This is a genomic window from Trichlorobacter sp. (assembly GCF_030247655.1).
Lineage (GTDB): Bacteria > Desulfobacterota > Desulfuromonadia > Geobacterales > Pseudopelobacteraceae > Trichlorobacter.
Window position 1 is genome coordinate 1 of record NZ_JAOTRZ010000012.1, and the last position, 17,786, is coordinate 17,786.

General features: G+C 52.0%; 8 protein-coding genes and 1 pseudogene. 5 read left to right on the plus strand and 4 right to left on the minus strand.

Annotation, left to right across the window (positions count from 1 at the left end; translation table 11 throughout):
• The 5 genes and pseudogenes from OEL57_RS01890 to OEL57_RS01910 all read left to right on the plus strand — a co-directional run.
• Positions 1-743 (plus strand): annotated as a pseudogene (locus OEL57_RS01890) (hypothetical protein); the annotation flags it as partial.
• 98 nt (positions 744-841) lie between these two features.
• Positions 842-1,894, plus strand: a complete 1,053-nt coding sequence (locus tag OEL57_RS01895; RefSeq protein WP_300736305.1) for a hypothetical protein — start codon at positions 842-844, stop codon at positions 1,892-1,894.
• A 16-nt stretch (positions 1,895-1,910) separates the two neighbouring features.
• Positions 1,911-3,635, plus strand: a complete 1,725-nt coding sequence (locus tag OEL57_RS01900) for a GspE/PulE family protein (protein WP_300736308.1) — start codon at positions 1,911-1,913, stop codon at positions 3,633-3,635.
• Between the two features lie 81 nt (positions 3,636-3,716).
• Positions 3,717-8,132: an RHS repeat-associated core domain-containing protein gene (locus tag OEL57_RS01905; protein ID WP_300736311.1), complete on the plus strand. Its 4,416-nt coding sequence runs from the start codon at positions 3,717-3,719 to the stop codon at positions 8,130-8,132.
• 20 nt (positions 8,133-8,152) lie between these two features.
• Entirely contained in the window at positions 8,153-9,148 is a 996-nt protein-coding gene (locus tag OEL57_RS01910; RefSeq protein WP_300736314.1) for an InlB B-repeat-containing protein, read from the plus strand.
• Between the two features lie 94 nt (positions 9,149-9,242).
• On the opposite strand, the gene OEL57_RS01915 is transcribed toward OEL57_RS01910, so the two are convergent.
• From OEL57_RS01915 to OEL57_RS01930, 4 genes are all read right to left on the minus strand, one after another.
• On the minus strand, positions 9,243-12,542 hold the full coding sequence (locus OEL57_RS01915) for an InlB B-repeat-containing protein (protein ID WP_300736317.1): 3,300 nt from the start codon (positions 12,540-12,542) through the stop codon (positions 9,243-9,245).
• 127 nt (positions 12,543-12,669) lie between these two features.
• Positions 12,670-13,827: a carboxypeptidase-like regulatory domain-containing protein gene (locus OEL57_RS01920; protein ID WP_300736320.1), complete on the minus strand. Its 1,158-nt coding sequence runs from the start codon at positions 13,825-13,827 to the stop codon at positions 12,670-12,672.
• Between the two features lie 112 nt (positions 13,828-13,939).
• The gene (locus OEL57_RS01925) at positions 13,940-16,432 is read right to left on the minus strand and encodes a M6 family metalloprotease domain-containing protein (protein ID WP_300736323.1); all 2,493 of its coding nucleotides are present in this window, start codon (positions 16,430-16,432) and stop codon (positions 13,940-13,942) included.
• Positions 16,433-16,860: 428 nt separating this feature from the next.
• Positions 16,861-17,745 carry an IPT/TIG domain-containing protein gene (locus OEL57_RS01930; protein WP_300736326.1) on the minus strand — a complete coding sequence of 295 codons (885 nt, stop codon included), beginning with the start codon at positions 17,743-17,745 and terminating at the stop codon, positions 16,861-16,863.
• Positions 17,746-17,786: the final 41 nt, after the last annotated feature.

Consider the following 17,786-nt stretch of genomic DNA (forward strand, 5'->3'; position numbering starts at 1 on the left):
CTGTCGGCGGTGTCAGCATGTATACCTATCCGTCCTGGAGTTCGGGCAGCACTAGTTACAGTGTTACCGGCAGTGTCACTTCCGATGCCAACGGCAACTACAGCATGGTACTGCTGCCGTACAGCAGTTATAGCCTAAGCATCACTCCTCCTTCTGGCGGCCAGTTTGTGCCTGGTGTGGTCAGCCCCTACAGTCTGCTGACCAGCAAGGTTCAGAACATCATCCTCAGCAAGAGCAATCCTGAACATCGTTTGTCCGTGAGCTTGTCCGGTTCGGGTGCTGGTACTGTCAGCAGTAGTGACAATAATATTTCGTGTGTTTCCGGAACCTGCTCATGGGTCTATGATGAAAATAGTGTGGTAACGCTCACTGCTACAGCTGATTCCTGGTCTTCTTTCACAGGCTGGAGTGGCGGTGGATGCTCTGGTGTTGGAAGTTGTGGTATCATCATGGATGTGGCCAAAGAAGTGACTGCTGCTTTTACACCGTTACACTATGTAAAAGTTACGGATCTTTTCTATGGAGGGATCGGAAAGGCCTATTTGGCCGTTGCTGAAGGACAGGTCCTGAAGGTCTTGGCAAGGGAATTTGTCGAAAATCTTGATTTTGGCAGGGACGTCACTATTGTGTTGCAAGGTGGCTATGACATTAATTTCATAAATCCTGAGGGCTATTCTTCAATCGCAGGAACCGTTACCGTTTCCAAAGGAAGTTTGGTTGTTGATGGAATCGTCATTAAATAGTTGTTTGTGGCCACGCATAAACCAATGGAAATGTGTGGTGGATCGGTTGTTGCTAATTAAGTGATGAGGTGTACTACATATCAACGAGGTGTAATGTGATGATCAAATGGTTTGAAATGGTTGTGGTCTGTTTTCTTGTCTTTGTGCTAAGCGCTGTCAGCTATGCGGTTGATGGGCCGTTTGTCATCAAGAATGACAGACTGGAATTTCCTGATGGCTCGAGCGTTGCAACTGCCCCCCGGGACGGTAAAAGTATTCTGAACGGTAGCGGTGCTCCCGGAACCTTAACCGCACAACCGGGTGATTTCTATCTTGATACCCAGAACAGCAGGCTGTATGGGCCGTACTCAGGCTCTTGGGGAAGTGGGGTTTCTCTGGTAGGTCCGCAGGGTGCTACTGGCCCCCAAGGTGCTACAGGTCCGCAAGGGCCGGCAGGTATCTGTACGGTGGAGTCAGTATCGACGATAATGAACTATATGACATACTCTGCTTCAAGCGTTATACCGACTGAGGTCACAACTGACTTGAATCGGATTTTGTCATATTATCCCTATAATGAAGACGGTTCTGGGAATATAAAAGGCTTTGGCAACAATATCGGGGTGCAGTTCGAATCAAGCGGCCTTGCTGTTTTCTATATCCTTAAATACCTTTCTACAGGGTATATTGATGGTACCTTTAAACCTATTAAAGTCGGTGGTGGTAGATGGTCAATGACCACTGTAAATGGAGTTTCTGCCTTATTTGTAGACACCTCAGCAGTGCGTTATGCGCTGCCAGACATATACTTTACTGCCCTCAATGGTAACTTAACTCGCGGTGAAGCTGTTTCAGGTCCTACCACCAGCCTTACGCAATCTGCATTGTTCACTAATACAATGGTTTCAGGCAAAACCATTAAAGTCCGTCTTCCACTCGGGCTCTATACCTTGAGTCTTGCAGCAGATGGATCAGTAATAATAACAAACCCCGGTGGTAGTCCCAAAACTTTTACCTGGTTTATAACAGCTGATGGTAAGTTGACGGTAGCTAACGCTATTAGCTTTAAGATTGTAGGAGGTACAGCAAGCTCATGGACGGTAAGCTGGACAGATGCAAGTTATACCGCTCCTACAACAGAGCTCGGTCCAACAACACTTACGATTTATTGACACGGTCAGGCAGCCAATGAACAGTACACAGCATAAAAAACTAAGTGAGATCATGTCTGATCTCGATGCCCTGACCCCTGAAGAGATCGATCTGGTACTGGCACATCAGGCTGCGCAGGGCGGGCGTTTTGGAGAGGCTGCCCGGGAGCTTGGCCTGGTTGATGAAGCGATGGTTGCCAAGGCGCTTGCAGCGCAGTTTGGTCTGTCGTTTGTCGATCTTGGCAGTTTCAAGGTGGATCATGCCTTGTTTGACACCCTTTCGCCGGATCTGATGTACCGGTATCACTTTGTACCTCTTTCCATCGATGAAGGTGTACTGAACATCGCCATTGCTGATCCTACCGATGTCCTGATGCTTGATGAGCTTCAGCTGGTGCTGGATCGTCCAATTACCTTTTCTGTTGCTGCCGCACCTGCCATTAACAAGCTGCTGAAAGGTGGCGAGGGAACCCGGCGGGTGTTGCGGGATGTGTCGGAAGATTTTCTGCTGCAACTGGTGAAAGAAACCGATAACGGCGAAGAGGTGCTTTCGCTGGAGAGTCTGTCGTCAGACACCGCCTCCAGCCCGATCGTCAAGCTGATTAACACCACCCTGCTGGATGCCTTGGGGCGCCGAGCCAGTGATATTCATATTGAAACCGGCCACGATGGCGTGACCATTAAATACCGGATTGACGGGGTGCTCTATCAGGCCAATGATCCGATTGATCTGCATTTTCAGGGGCCGATCATCTCCCGTCTGAAGGTTATGAGTGAGTTGGATATCTCTGAACGGCGTATTCCTCAGGATGGGCGCTTCAAGATCCGTTTGGGGGACAAGTCAATTGACTTCCGGGTCTCAATCATGCCCAGCGCCCATGGCGAAGATGCGGTCATCAGAATTCTGGATAAAGAGAGTATTGCCGCTGAAATGAAAGGTCTCAGCCTGGAACATCTGGGGATTCATCCCCGTGAACTGGTCCGTATCAGGCGCAAGATTCGTGAACCATACGGCATGGTGCTGGTAACCGGACCAACCGGTTCCGGTAAAACCACCACTCTCTATGCTGCCTTAACCGAGATCCATACCGGCCTGGACAAGATCATCACCATTGAAGATCCAGTTGAGTACCTGCTGCATGGGATTCTGCAGATTCCGGTCAATGAGAAAAAGGGGCTGACTTTTGCCCGAGGCCTGCGTTCCATCCTGCGCCATGACCCGGACAAGATCATGGTGGGGGAGATCCACGATCCAGAAACTGCCCAGATTGCGGTGCAGTCTGCCCTGACCGGCCACCTGGTCTTTACCACGGTCCATGCCAACAACGTACTGGATGTAATCGGTCGTTTTACCCACATGGGGTTGGATCCTTACAACTTTGTCTCTTCACTGAACTGTGTCATTGCGCAACGACTGGTGCGCAAGGTCTGTAAAGAATGCCGTCGTCCGGTGGAGCTGAGTGAACAGGTTCTGCGCGAGGCTGCCATTGATCCTGCCGTGCGGGCAACCGCTACCTTCTATGAAGCGGTTGGGTGTGAAGCCTGCAACAACACCGGCTACCGGGGGCGTTCCGCCATTATTGAGATGCTGGAGATGAACGATGAACTGCGGGATATGATTGTTTCCAAGACCCCGGCGGTACGCATGAAACAGGTTGCCCGTGAGCAGGGTACAGTCTTTCTGCGTGAGGCAGCGGTAGAAAAACTGTGCGCCGGTGATACCACCCTGCAGGAAATCAACCGCGTGACATTTGTGGAATAGGTGATACACTTTTAACACTTCTAAACCTTCCCTACTATATAACGATCTGGCTGTAGCGGCGTCAGACAGGGGGGCATGCTCATGGAGCTTCAATCCAGCCCGTATTCGTTGTTTTCTGTGGTAAGAACCTGCTTCTCCAACCTCCATTTCTTGCTTCTGCCCCGGATTCTTCTCCTTACCCAGCTGCTTGCCGGTGCCCTGCCTGCAGTCGTAATTGCCGATGATACCTGCGGCTGGACCAGCACAATCACCAAATGGAAGGTTAAGATGCATCTGACTCAGGTGCTGAGCAAGTCAGGAGTGCTTCAATCAGGGCCTGACTGCACTGCAAACTATGTCTTGGCACTGGACCATGTCTCCGATGTGAGTGGCGAGTTCATCAGCAGCGGAACTTCTGGCCAGTATCAGGGAAACCTGATGAGCCAGGAGGTGGTGAACAACATGATGGATATCCCGTTCACCGGCAGGCCTGAGTGCAGCTATGGTAATGTCTATTTTACCGAGATAGGTACTGGCGAAGGCGCTGAAAGTGCTGTTCCGCTGATCATTGATCCGGCCATGGGGAAGTATACCATCTCCTTTCCCCATGCCGGCGTTGCCACTCCATTCAACTATATCACCATGTGGGGAGGCTATTCAGGTACTCTTGTTAAGGAGATCAATGGTGAATTTATCATTGATTACCCTAGTATGGTTCTGGCCGAAAGCCCCTCTGACCCGGTCACCACCCTTGAATTTCCGCTGCCTGGCAGCTCCCTCCAGATTATAACCGGTGAGACCACCTTTCCTCATTTTAAGTATCCAGAGATCCCCATTACCTGGTCATGGGAACTGACCCCAGATACCGGCGGTGGGGTGGAAAAGGAACTGGGCAACCCCGATGGCATCGGGAAGGGGAACGGTGGCGACATGGCCCCCGGCGCAGGGTATGGTTCGCCCACCTGGACCGTCAACATGGCCAACCTGAACATCTTTGTCGCCGACATCCCGCTCTGGTACAAAAGCCCGGTCGGACCGGCGGTGGAGGTTTCCTTCAGTTACAACTCAAAAGTCGTGTTTAACCGCTTTGAACCAGCCGGCCGTAAATGGCAGTTGAACTACGAAAGTTACCTCTCTGCAGATACCATAACCGGCGATGTGACCATCTACATGCCGGATGGTCGCCGGGATGTGTATACCTATGACAAGAATACTGCAAAGTTTACTCCCCCTTACCGTGTCTTTAACGGGCTGACGGTAATCCGCCAGGGGGGGGTCATGGAGGGGAGTGACTATGCGCTCTCCTTCCCCGACGGCACGGTCTATATCTATAAGGTGCCGCCCGGAAAGCTGCTCTGGGCCTTTCTGACCGAAATCCGCGATCCCCACTATCCAACTGACCCCAGTAATAAGCTGACGCTTTCCTGGACCCCGCTTCCCAACTCGCCGTGGGGTGCTAAGCTCAACCGGATTACCGATGCCCTGGGCCGCTCAACCACCTTCTCTCATAATGGCGATAACCGGATCTATTCGATTGTCGACCCGTTCGGCAGGACCGTCACCCTGGGGTATGATACGAACGGTAACCTGACCGGCATCAGGGACATGGGAGGGTTTTCAAGTACCTTTACCTATGACGGGTGTGGTGTCATGCAGACCATGACCACAGGCAATAACAAAGTAACCTTTGTATCCGGGGACAACAGCCTGACGGTCAGTGATTATATGGGCAGCGAAACCTTTAACAATAACCCTCTGACCGGGGAAACAAGCTATCAGGGGGCCAATGCATCCGAAGGCTCCACCTACGGCTACACCCGTGCAACCAGACCGGACGGCTCCATTGACATCACCGGCTTCCAGACACCTGAAGGGGTCGGATTTGACTACAGCTATGACGCCAAGGGGAGCCTGCTTACCCAGACCCTCCAGGGTGCCAGCGGCAATGAGACCTCCACCTTTACCTACAACACAAAGGGGAAGGTAACCTCGGTTGTTCCTCCCACCGGCGCCCGCACTGATATCACCTACGCCGCCAACGGGGTAGATCCGCTGACCGTTACCCAGGCCGGGCTCGGCACTATTACCGCCACTTACAACAGTACCCACGATATCCTGTCACTTACCGACCGGATGGGACTTAACAAAACCTTTACCTTTAATCTTTCCGGCCAGCCCACCAGTTCACTTGGTACCGGAATTCTGACCAGCTTCAGCTATGACAGCAACAGGCAACTGTCCGGTATCACCCGGGCCGGGACACCTGTTGGCAGCTATGGGCATGACAGCATCGGACGGCTCACCTCATATACGGATCAGAACGGATTCACCCTGCTGCGCAGCTACAATAATCTCGACGATCTGCTGAGTATCACCTATCCCGACAGCTCGGCTGCCACCTTTACCCGCTCGCTGTCAGTTCCCCATCTGCTAGACAGCATGACTGACCAGGCGGGGCGTACCACCTCCTATTTCTACAACCCCCACAACAAGCTGCGGGAGATTCTTGATCCGGCTGGCGGGCGCACCCGCTTTACCTATGATGCGGCCGGCCATGCCAGCCAGTTGACCGACCCCAACGATAACGTCACCTACTTCAGCTACAACAAGGATAACCGGCTGACCCGCAAACAGTTTGCAGACGGCAGCAATCTGCAGTTCGCCTATCCCCATGGCCGGATGACCTGGTCAAAAAATGCCCGTGGAACGGAATCCACCTACGGGTATGACCGTAACGGCAACCTGCTGACCGTGACTTACGCCGACGGTACGCCGGGGGTCACCACGGTCTACGATGCCTATAACCGTCCTGTCACGGTTACCGATGCCCTGGGCAGCCGCACTATCGCCTACGATGCCTCCTCCAGGGTGACCTCCATCGACGGTCCCTGGGCCAATGATACCCTGACCTTCAGCTATGACGATCTGGGGAGGAAGACCTCGGTAGCACTTCAGGGGGGGCTGAGCGCAAGCTACAGCTACGATTCCCTTGACCGGCTGACCTCGGTCAGCGGTAACGGCACGACCTACAGTTACAGCTATCAGGGAGGAGAAACGCTTTTGCAGCGGCTGGCCCGTTCTGATAGCAGCAAGACCGACTACAGCTACGACCCGCTCATGAAACGGCTGCAGCAGCAGATTAACTATCTTCCGAGCGGCACGGTCCTGAACGGCTATAGCTACAGCTTTGATGCACTGGGGCAGCCAACGGGCGAGACCGTCACCAACGGACCAGCCCTGCAGTTTCCGGCTGCCGGAACGGTGGATGCCAGCTACAACAACCTGAATCAGGTGACGACCTGGGGAGGGTCAGCAACGGCGATCAGTTACGATGCCGACGGAAACATGACCAAGGGGCTCACCCCCGATGGACTGGCGTTTACGGCTGCCTACGATGCTGAAAACAGGATGACCTCGATCCAGTACACCGATGGTGGCGGGGTGGTCAGACGGCAGGAGTATCTGTACGGTTCAGACGGCTATCTGGGAATCCAGAAGAGTTATGCCAACAGTGTGCTTACCGCTGAGCGTCGTTTTATCTGGGATGCCGGAAAGCTGCTGCAGGAGCGTGACGGCAGCAACGCCGTGGTGCGGGACTATCTCTGGGGGATCAACCAGCCGGGCGGTGTAGGTGCGCTGCTCTCACTCAAGCAGGGCGGGGCGGTTTACCAAGTGTTTTCCAACCCGCGGGGGGATGTCACCGCCATCCTAAACAGTTCTGGATCAGTTGCGGCCTCATACGCCTACGATCCGTTTGGTGGAACCCTTGCAGAAAGCGGCAGCCTGAACCAGCCGATCCGGTATTCGACCAAGCTGTATGATGAAGAAACCGGACTCTACTATTACGGTCACCGTTTCTACTCTCCGCAGCTGGGACGCTGGCTCTCCCGTGATCCGTTGGCGGAGATGACCTCCATCAACCTGTACCGCTTTGCCGCAAACAACCCGTTGACCCGCTTTGATCCATTCGGTGCTGCCGATGGTTTCTGGGATCGGCCCGAGGTTCAAGCCCAACTCCAGGCCCAGCGTGAGGCGCTGCAGGCAAAACGTGCCTCGGAAGTCACCACCTTTGAGAAAGTTAAAACCAGTATCGGATCAGCATTCAAGTGGATCGGTGACAAGTTCAAGGAACAACCGGAAATGGCCAGGTCTATCGAGGAAAAAGTGGCTAATACCGCCCTTGAAGCCAATAAATACACCAAAGTCGGCAAGGAATGGAACGAACGGATCAATACTGCAATTCAGCTGGCTGAGGATTATGGCACCGTAAAGGCTGCCCTTAAAGATGATGATCCTGCCTCCGGTCTGACCCTGATCAAGGTAGGCACCAAATACACCGTCGGTCGTATACCGGTTGTCGGTGAGGCCTATTCGGAGGTCATCACCAAAGCGGTGGAGACCGTTGAAAATGCGCCGGGTGGAGTTGAGGCGGCCCGCAGGATGCACGCCACCGGCGGTACGAATAACAGCAACGAAGCCAGCCAGTTGGGGCAGGTTGATTACGGAGGCGGTCGATGAGACCGGGAAAGGAGCGCCTTATGAAAAATCTACAACGGATGGCGTTCGTTCTGGTGTTGGCCGGGCTGATTGGTAGTCCGGCTGCCGCTGACGCCGTCAACGCCTCTTACCGTTACGACAGCCTCAATCGGCTGATCGGGGTAACCTACGCCAACGGTATGTCCATCGGCTATAGCTACGATGCCACGGGCAATCTAACCCGGATTGCCAGAGGGACAGGCGGGGCTGATGTCATACCGCCAAACATTACGGCATTTGGACTGCCTGCCGAAAGCAGCAGTCTGGTGATTGCCATTACCCCCTTCACAGCCACGGATAACGTGGCCGTAACCGGCTACTGTGTGGTGCAGACCAGCAGTCCTGCTGATTGTTCCTGGAGCGCTGCTGCGCCGAGCAGCTATACCTTTGCTCCGGCAACCGTCAACGGCAGTCACACCCTCTACGCCTTTGCCAGGGATGCTGCAGGTAACAGCTCTGCAGCCTATGCAGCTGTTACCCAGCTGACCGTGCCTCAATCTCAACTCAGCGTGACAATTCAAGGACTTTACGGCGGTGGCGGGTCAGTCAACAGTAATCCTGCCGGTATTGCCTGTGTCAGCGGTACCTGCAGTGCAGACTATGCTAGTGGCACCAGTGTCACTCTGGCTCCTACTGCAGATATCTCTTCCTTGTTCTCCGGCTGGTCCGGTGATTGTAGCGGCAGTGGTAACTGCACGGTAAGTATGACCGTTGACCGCAGTGCAACTGCCAGCTTTAGTCTGCTGCCAAAGGCCAGGGTCGCTGGCATACCCTACGGCAGCCTTACCACCGCCTATGCGGCAGTCACCGCCAGCGGCGTGCTTGAGGCGCAGGCTCTTGTCTTTGATGGTGATTTTATGCTGGGCCGTAACGTTTCCTTTATGTTTAAGGGCGGTTATGCCAGCGATTATCTGAGCCGAAACGGCTTTACTACGTTGAACGGTAAACTCACGATTGGGGCGGGGGGAGTTACGATTGACCGGCTGATCATCAAGTAGCAACTGACAACTCAACAAATGCTGATACAACGCGCCCCCTTCCGGAAAAACCGAAAGGGGGCGCGTTGCTGAGTATAAAAAGGGTCGTAGAGCTTTACTTCACAATAACCTGATCTAAAACCAGGGTGCCGGTTTGAATGGTTAATGTGCCGATAGTTGAAAAATCAGTGGATGTACGGCTGTCACTAAAAGAGTCATCGTAGCCGCCTTTCAGGGTAATCTGATCAGCGGCTGTAGATCTGTTGAAAGTAGTAGCTGGTGCCTCAAATGACTTTTGACCAAGTATCTTCTGGGTAGTTGTGGCGCCGCTAAAGGCGGCAAGAAGAGTGTCATAATAGGTTGCAAGACCTTCAACCTTAAACGGCTGCAAGCCAAAGGTCGCTGTAGCAGTGGTGTCACTATTGACGGTAAAGCTGCAGACACTGGTACTTGAACCACAGTTAGTCCAGCCGCTAAATGATGATCCGGTTGCTGGCACTGCGGTAAGTTGAACACTTAGGCCGGCAGTAAGGCCACTATAGCTGCAGCTTGTGTTAGTGCATGATGGCGCGGGTAATCCGTTAACCTGAACCTGAATCGTTCCTGAACCAGAACCGCTTCGTTGAACCCCCAGAGTATACGTTGTACCGGGGGAGGCAAACAGGTTGATTTCGGTTGCGGAATCAGCCGCAAACACAGCAACTGAATAGGGTGAATTGTTGAATGTGTAGCCTGATTTGACAGGCGCAAGAGAGATATTCGTGCTGGGAGGAACGTTCAGTATTCTGATCAGGCCGCTGGTGTCGGTTGCCGTACCACTCCAGTCTCCTAAGCTAGAATTACGATATTGCACCGTGTAGCCAGCGGTGACGACTGCAGTTGCCCCACTAAGTGCAGATCCGTTACTGCTATCTATAAGTCTTGAAAAGATAACCCCTTTTCCGGACTGCAAAGAGGTGATGCTGCCTACCGGAGAAAGGAAGTAGGGGTAGCTATTCCAATCGATGCTTGCAGGTACTGCATAATTGAAACGTTGCGAATAAACCGGCATGTAGCCTGAAACGGTCATCAATAATCTGAAGTAGGTACTGATTGGCAGATTGGTCAGGGTAAAACTGCCATCGATGCCAGAAGTGGTGCTGTTGCCAGTGGGTGTGTTGTTATTGCTAGGGTCAACCTGCGTAATGGTGACACCAGCCAGAGGGGTGCCATTAGTCCCTGCAATAACGGTCTTACTGGTAAAAGAAACGCTGGTAGGTGCAGGAGAGCCAAATATGCCGGCTTCAAGCACTGAGTCTGCCGGTACGCTGAATATTTGCGGGCTGAAGGTGTAGCCTGTCTTGCTTGGCGTAATGGTAACAGGGGTGTTGGGGGCTACATCCAGAATCTTTATTATGCCGCTTTCGTTTGTTGAAGTGCCGGTGAATTCGCTACCATTAAGATACAGCACCGTATAGCCTGGAGCCGTTGCAGTTACGCCGCTTAATGCTGTTCCTGTTGAGCTGTCAACAAGGGTGGCAATAATCGCTCCTTTGCCGCTGGTCAGGCCAAGATTTGCCTGAGTCAGGAAGTAGTAGGGGGTGTTGCTTATATTAAGGCTCGTGGCAGAGTTGAAATACTGGGTATAGACAGGCACTAAGCCAGGATAGGTCATCACCAGTCTGAAAGGGGTGCTGGCTGGCAGGTTGTTCAAGGTAAAAGAACCGTCAGCTCCTGATGATGTTGTGTTGCCAGAATTACCATCCTGCGTAATGGTAACACCCTGCAGGGGGCTCGGTCCTGCAGGTGTAAGAGCCATACCGGTCAGGCTGATGGTGCTGCTACTGCTCATGGTAAATGATGTCTGATAGGCAGCCTGATTGCCATCGCGATCAGAGACCGTGACAGTCCAGTAATACGGTACTCCAGCAGTAAGGGTTGGTTTGCTGGCTCCATCATCTGCATTATACAGTATGGAAGTTTGCGTTGAAGGCAGGTCATCGGTATTCCAGCTGGCATCGGCGCCGCTTAGCCAGACATAATAGGTGTAGGGTGACGGAGGGCTTACAGGTGCTGACCAACTGAAGGTTGGTATGCCATCAGTGTACCCAACAGTGCCTTGCGGTGCAAGATTGCTGGCAAAGCTGGTGAGGAAAGTACCAACGCTCACAGTAAATTGCTCACTGGTGCTGTCTGAGTACTGAACCGTATAGGTGTACTGATTACCGGTTGCCGGGGTCACGCCGTTCAAGCCTGGCCAGATGCGAAATTCCCCTTCATTATTATTGCCTACAGGTGTGTTGTCTTGAAGCCCCCCGCCGCTCACATAGACGTTAACCGGTTGTTTGGCCTGGCTTTCTACGGTAAAGCCCAGATTTTTGTTGGTACTGATGCCGTCAGAGGTCCAGTTGCTGGTTCGTATGGTGGCATCGGCATTACGCTGGGTAATGGTTGGCGAGATGCCGGTGGTGTTGCCAGCGCCGACAACAACCTCTTCTGAGGCGTAAATGCTCGGTTGGTAGTCAAGGTCTCCCGGGCCGTGAACGCCGTCTTCATTAACATCAAGTAAGGCATGGAAAGTATAGGTACCGGCAGGTACGTTGCTGATGCTGTAACTGTTTGCACCGGAAGTGGATGGGGTTGGAATAATGGTTGAGTAGAAGACAGGATATTGACCAGGCACCTCCTGTTTAAGCAGGACAATCAGCGGTTTTGATGTGCTGACACCGGAAAGGGTGACCGTACCGGATACCGTAACACCGGTGCTACGGGTAGTCACCGGCACCCACTCTGTTGAAGCAGGAGTTGTCCCCACATACGCCGTTACCTTGTAGTACAGATCCGTGCCGCCTCCGTTATGAAAAAACAGATAGGAATCCCGACCGGATGGAACTTCCCGGGTGCTGGCGCCGCTGTCGCTTGCACTGGTGTTCCATGAAATAACATATTTATCCGCAATCGGCAGACCGCTGTCAGTTTCGTAGGGCATCCAGATTACTGTATTGCCGCCATTGCCTTGGTACGCAATGATTTCGTTGGCCTGGGGGGCAACCGGGGTTGGCGTTGCCAGGGTGAGGTTGGCCGTTGTGCTGCCTGTTGTAACCGGTATCCCCAGGGTTGCGGCAGGGTCATTGGCATGCTGAACCCCGTTGCCCTGTGTATCAACAAAGGCAGAAAGGGTATAGGTGGCTTGATGATAACCACCATCAAATGACTCTGGTAATCCACTGATGGTGTAGGAACCGGCAGCAGGAATACTTATGCCGTATGACCAGTCACCTCCCCAGTCGGTTGGGGTTGCCTTAATGTAAATTCTGCCGCTTTTGCCGGTGCCGTTGGTTACCGTGCCGCTGATGGATGCTGCCTGACAGATGCCGGTCAAGCCCATCAGGATGATGGCCAATAAAGGTACTATAATCCTGTATAAACTACGCATCGCTACCCTCCATTTTGACGCTGATTGTATACGGTAAAATACCGTTAGCCAGCTGGATTGTCAACCATTCAGTACGGTTTGTTTTTTAAGTAATTTTAGTATTATCAAATAGTTGTGTTGGTGATTGCTAGTTGATAATGATTTGGTCAAAAATTAATATTCCAAGGCTGATCGTTAAAGGAGCATTGATGGTTGAATAATCAGCTGATGTTCTATTGGTGACATTAAATCCATCATCAAACCCCCCACGTAAAACGGCTGTTATTTCTGGTCTGTTAAAGCTGGTTCCTGTGGAGGCAAAGCTTTTTTGGGTAAGTATGACTTCGTTCTGTTGTACAGCTGAGAACGCTTCGACCAGAGAGGGAAAGTACCGAGATGTGCCTTCAATAGTGAATGGCTGTAAGGAGAAAGATGCACTAGCGTTTTTGTCGCTGTCCATGAAGATATAACAGGGATTTTCCTGGCCTGAACAGTTGCTGCCTACCCAGCCGATAAAGCGAGAGTTAGCATTTGGGACTGCCGTGATCACAGCGGTACTGTTTGCAATAATTGAAAAAATGCAGGGAAACTGGGTGCAGGTATCTTCGGAAGAACTGCTTATGGAGCCATTACCTGAACCTGATTTTTGTAGTGCTAGAGAATGGGTCGGCCTGTGCGATAGTGTTAAACCGGTTTCCAGCACTGAGCCGTCCGGTACGGTGGCATTATAGCTGTTTATATCGTACCCATACTTATTTGCAGAAAGTTCAACTGCATGATTGGCCGGGATAAAAGCTATAAATGTACCACTGGCATCCGTTGCTTCAGCAGCAAGAAAGTTACCGCTTGATGCATCAAGATACATGATCTGAGTCATAGGGTTGTTTTTACTGGCTCTAACATTACTGAGTGGTAATCCACTGATGCTATCAACAACCGTCACTATGACGGCGCCTTGGCCTGGCAATAATGGCAGTTCAGCAGGTGTTAACAGAGAGTAAGGATAGGTTGAGATAGTGAGCTCCTCAGTTGTCAAAAAAGTACTGGTATAAACAGGCAGATAACCGTTTTTGCTGATTTTTAAACGGAATGGGGTTAGGGGAATGCCGGAGATTGTAAAGGAACCATCAGCATTTGATAACGTAGAAAAAGCCGGAGCTCCATCAATTTCAATCAGTGCGCCTGACACAGGTGTCTTTAGTCGATCATTTAGTGTTCCGGTGATGCTCGCTGCCTGACAGATGCTACTTAAGACCAGCAGCATGATGGCCATAAAAGGCAGTATGGACCTTACCGAACTACGCATGCACAAGCCCTCCTGTGTTGTAAATATGATGAATGAGATAGAGGCCTAAAAAATAACGGGATTGCCTGGTTAGTTCAGGCAACCCCGTTACGCGATTAGCTGGATGAAAGTTCTATTTTACGACCAGATTTTCCACGGTCAGGCTGCCGCTGGAGATGGTCAGGATACCCTGCAGGTCGCTGTATAAACCAGTCAGGCCATGGAAATCGGCATACCATCCGCCGGACAGCGTGACGGATTTGTTGAGGTTGAGCATTAAATTCCCTGTAAAGGTGTCCTGGGCTAACTGAAGTGTCGCACCTGAATCTGCAGCAGCATAGGCATCGGCAATGGTGGCGTAGCTTGAACCGTTTAATATTTTTACCTTATTGGGAGAGTCGAACGTTGCGGTGATCAGTTTGCGTTCGTTCATAGTGACGTCGCAGGTTGTGCCGGATGCGGTTGTGCAGCCGCTCCAGCCACCGAAGGTTGATAAACCCGACGGTGTAGCGATAAGGGTTACCAGCGTTCCCAGATTATAGTTGGAGGCACATCCGCCGCTTGTTGAACAGTTGATTGAATAAGGGTTCATCAGGACATTACCGCTTCCCGCTCCCTGGATAAATACCTCAATTGTATGCTCCATAAAGATCTGGTCCACCCAGCCGGTGTCAGAACCGCTACTTACTGAGCCATCTTTTGAGTAAGTCCAACTCAGGGTATGGGTGCCTGTGGGGATAGTGATGCCAGAAACCTGAGTCCAGTCTACGTTGCCGCTGATGCCGCTGTTTTGGGCTACGCCATTAATATAGAATTTTAAAAAGTCCCAGCTGGTCTCAGAAGAAACCTTCCACCAAAAACTCAGCGTTCCCGGTCCGGTTACGGTAAATTGCATAGATGATGACTGGTTGTCGTTGATATCGCCACTTTGCGCAGCATTACTGCCATCATGGGTGGTTGATGACTCTGGAAACCAGTTGGCGCTGCCCGAAGTTGTTACGGTGATGCCGGGAATATTAAGCGCCTCACCAAGGGTTGTTGTTACAAACGTAGCCATCACGGTCGTGTCATTGGCCATGCTGACCACGCAGGTGCCGGTGCCGGAGCAGCCACCACCGGACCAGCCGGTGAAGATGGAGTTGGTATCACCGGTAGCAGTCAGGGTGACGGATGTGTCCTTGATGAAGCTGCTACTGCAGCTGCTACCGCTACTGCAGGAGATGCCGGCTGGTGATGAGGTTACCGTGCCTGAACCGATTTTTGAAACAGTAAGTGTTTTGTACACAGGCGGGGTAACCGAGAATGTCATGGACATCCCTGAAGTACTAAAGCTGCTTAATGTGAGTGATGAAGAGCTACCGTCCCACCAGTGGGCATTGGGTGAGCTGGTGTCGTCAAAACGGTTGCCATACGCAGTTGCAGTGTTACCGAGGTAGTAGAGGTCGTAGGCATCCCCTGAGTTTGCATTGCCCTGAAAATGCCACAGGTTGTCGGCCTGCACCAGGGTCAATTCATAATTGGCGTGGGTTGTATTGGGCACCATACTTTGATTGTCTCTGTTACCAAGTTCGTCAACATGCCATATCGCAATGCCGGATGCGGGTAGCGTTGCGTCCCTGCCGGTTTTTTGACGGTTTTCCAGAAGAAAATATTCTGTGCTGACTCCTGGTTTCTGGTAGCGATAAAAGGTGTTGTAACCTGCATTAGGCGCAGCAAGCAATGTGCCGGTGCCTGAAATGCTGCTGATATCTATGGTGGTTGCCCAGCCGGAGGCCCGCTTGAGGTAGGCATCCACCTGGGCCGGATTTGTGCCATGACCGCCGTGCCCCATAAGGCTGAACTTGCCGGCACCGCCGATTGAGTCATATCCGTAGTCGTACAGGTCAGGATAACCGCAGAGCATATGGCCGTTTTCATGGCAAAAGGTGCCGAGTTCCAATGCTGAACCGATGTTGGTTACTTGATAACGCCACAGGGATTTGCCGTTACCAAGCGGGATTGCGCTTGCCAGCGACCAGGCGTGTGGCCAGAGTCCGTAGGACCAGACACCGCCATTACCACCGGCATAAAAGACATTCAGTGCTGCAACATAGCCGTAAGCATCGCTGGAGAGATTGCTTAAGGTTGGTAAGATGGTGCTGTTGTAATCAGGTCTGGCTTTCAATATGGTCAAAGCATCGTTTATCAGTAGGCGCCCCTGTGTGCCGCAGTCTTTTGATGTGTCGTTATAGTAGCTTTTGGGCTGAGACATGCGTACATAGGCAATGAGTACGTTTGTGTAGGTCAGGTTGCCGTTGGATACATCGCTGAAGTATTTCTTGACCGAGCCATTGTTGCTGAAACCGGTGTACGAATCACCGTTCAGGAAAGCATCAATCTCGCTGCTGGCAACAGTTGCTACGTCATCGGAAAAGTCGATTAAGAGGGTTAGTCCTTGTTTGGCACCAAGCGTGGTTGAAGATGGGGGGGAAAGTAGTATGGAGCTTCCGGCATCTGTGCTGTTCAGGTTTTTCAGATCACCAAGTTTTTTGGCTTTTAATTCGTTCCAACGTTCAGATTGCTTGGTTTCCTGATCCCACTTCTGTCTTTTGGCCCGTGCTGCAGACGCTACTGCGTCAGCATCCATACGGATATGCTTGTTCAGCTTTTGCGGGGGGGGCTCGTGTGCAAGCACTTCTGTTGACACAAGGCTTTTACCATCGTTTGAACGTTGGGCGTAGAAATATGCCTTTTTTTGTGGATCAAAGAGTACGGTGTAGCCATCTTTTGTCTCGAAGACAGCGTGAAACTCATCCCCTTCTCCCCATAACGTAAGAGCGGTTTTATCTGGCTGAATAAAATGGACATCTTTTGCAAACGGGGCAGCCAGTACATTCAATGGATACAGACAGAGCAAAAAGGCAAGAAAAAACAAGATTAAAGTATAATTTGAACGTGACGAACGTTGTTGTCTTAAGCGGTCCATGGTGCGGAAACCTCCGGTTACAAGTTTAATGTATGATTTTGTATATAATAACAGCCATTCAGCCACTGTCAATCACCCACCCAAAATTTTTACGGCGCTGTCACCATCACTGTCCGGCTGGTTGCGCCACCGGGATTTACCACCTGTATGCGCAGTTCTTTGGGGGCGGGAGAGTAGGGGTGTCGTTCGTAGATCATTCTGGTGCAGTCCTGATAGATCAGCCGTTCCGGCTGCGTGCCGTTGCCTGAATCAACCCTGCCCCCGTTAACCATAACGGTGCTGGTTTGCAGGAAGTTATCCCCTTCAATGATCAGTTCGTAGCTGTTGACATGGTCGCTGCCGATGGTGATTGAGGTTATGTCGGGGGCGTTGACGATGGAAAGCCCCAGCGGGGTGCTGGTTATCTCGCCGTTTTTGACCGCTACCTGATGCAGCCCGTCGCGTACCGCCGGGGCCGTAAATTTAATGGTATCCGGGGGTGAGATACGGCTGCGGATGATGGCGCCGTCAAATAACAGTTGCGATGAGGCATTGAAGTTGCGGCCGTGTATGGTTACTTCGCGGGCTGAACCGCTGGTGCAGGAGGTGACCCGGTCTGGATCAATGTTGATAGCCACCGGTTTAAGCGGCAGGACGGTAAAGACATAGGTGCGGCTCACACCATCCTGTGCGGTTACCATGAGTGAATATTGGCCTGGTGCAGCTTCAGGAGGGATGTCAAACGCTATGCGGCGATTGTTCAACGCCCGCCAGACAAGGGGATCGCCCCCCAGCGTCAGCTTCAGTCCGTCACTAATGCTGCTAACCGCAAGAACTACCTGTGCGCCGGGCTCTGCCTGCGCAGGAACAATACTAAAGACAACCGGGGCGGTGGCCTGCTTGTTCTGATTGGGCAGGGGAGCTGACAGTACTGGTCTCCCGGACAGGGTAAAACAGACCAGTAGCAACAGAGAGCTTAAAATCTGCTTTGGCATAACAATCACTCCTTCCGCCTTCCGCCTTCAGCCTTGCTTAT

Excerpts from the sequence above, each read along its gene's own strand:
- OEL57_RS01895 (WP_300736305.1), top strand. The coding sequence starts at position 842 with ATGATCAAATGGTTTGAAATGGTTGTGGTCTGTTTTCTTGTCTTTGTG.
- OEL57_RS01900 (WP_300736308.1), top strand. The coding sequence starts at position 1,911 with ATGAACAGTACACAGCATAAAAAACTAAGTGAGATCATGTCTGATCTC.
- OEL57_RS01905 (WP_300736311.1), top strand. The coding sequence starts at position 3,717 with ATGGAGCTTCAATCCAGCCCGTATTCGTTGTTTTCTGTGGTAAGAACC.
- OEL57_RS01910 (WP_300736314.1), top strand. The coding sequence starts at position 8,153 with ATGAAAAATCTACAACGGATGGCGTTCGTTCTGGTGTTGGCCGGGCTG.
- OEL57_RS01915 (WP_300736317.1), bottom strand. The coding sequence starts at position 12,542 with ATGCGTAGTTTATACAGGATTATAGTACCTTTATTGGCCATCATCCTG.
- OEL57_RS01920 (WP_300736320.1), bottom strand. The coding sequence starts at position 13,827 with ATGCGTAGTTCGGTAAGGTCCATACTGCCTTTTATGGCCATCATGCTG.
- OEL57_RS01925 (WP_300736323.1), bottom strand. The coding sequence starts at position 16,432 with ATGGATGCTGACGCAGTAGCGTCTGCAGCACGGGCCAAAAGACAGAAG.
- OEL57_RS01930 (WP_300736326.1), bottom strand. The coding sequence starts at position 17,745 with ATGCCAAAGCAGATTTTAAGCTCTCTGTTGCTACTGGTCTGTTTTACC.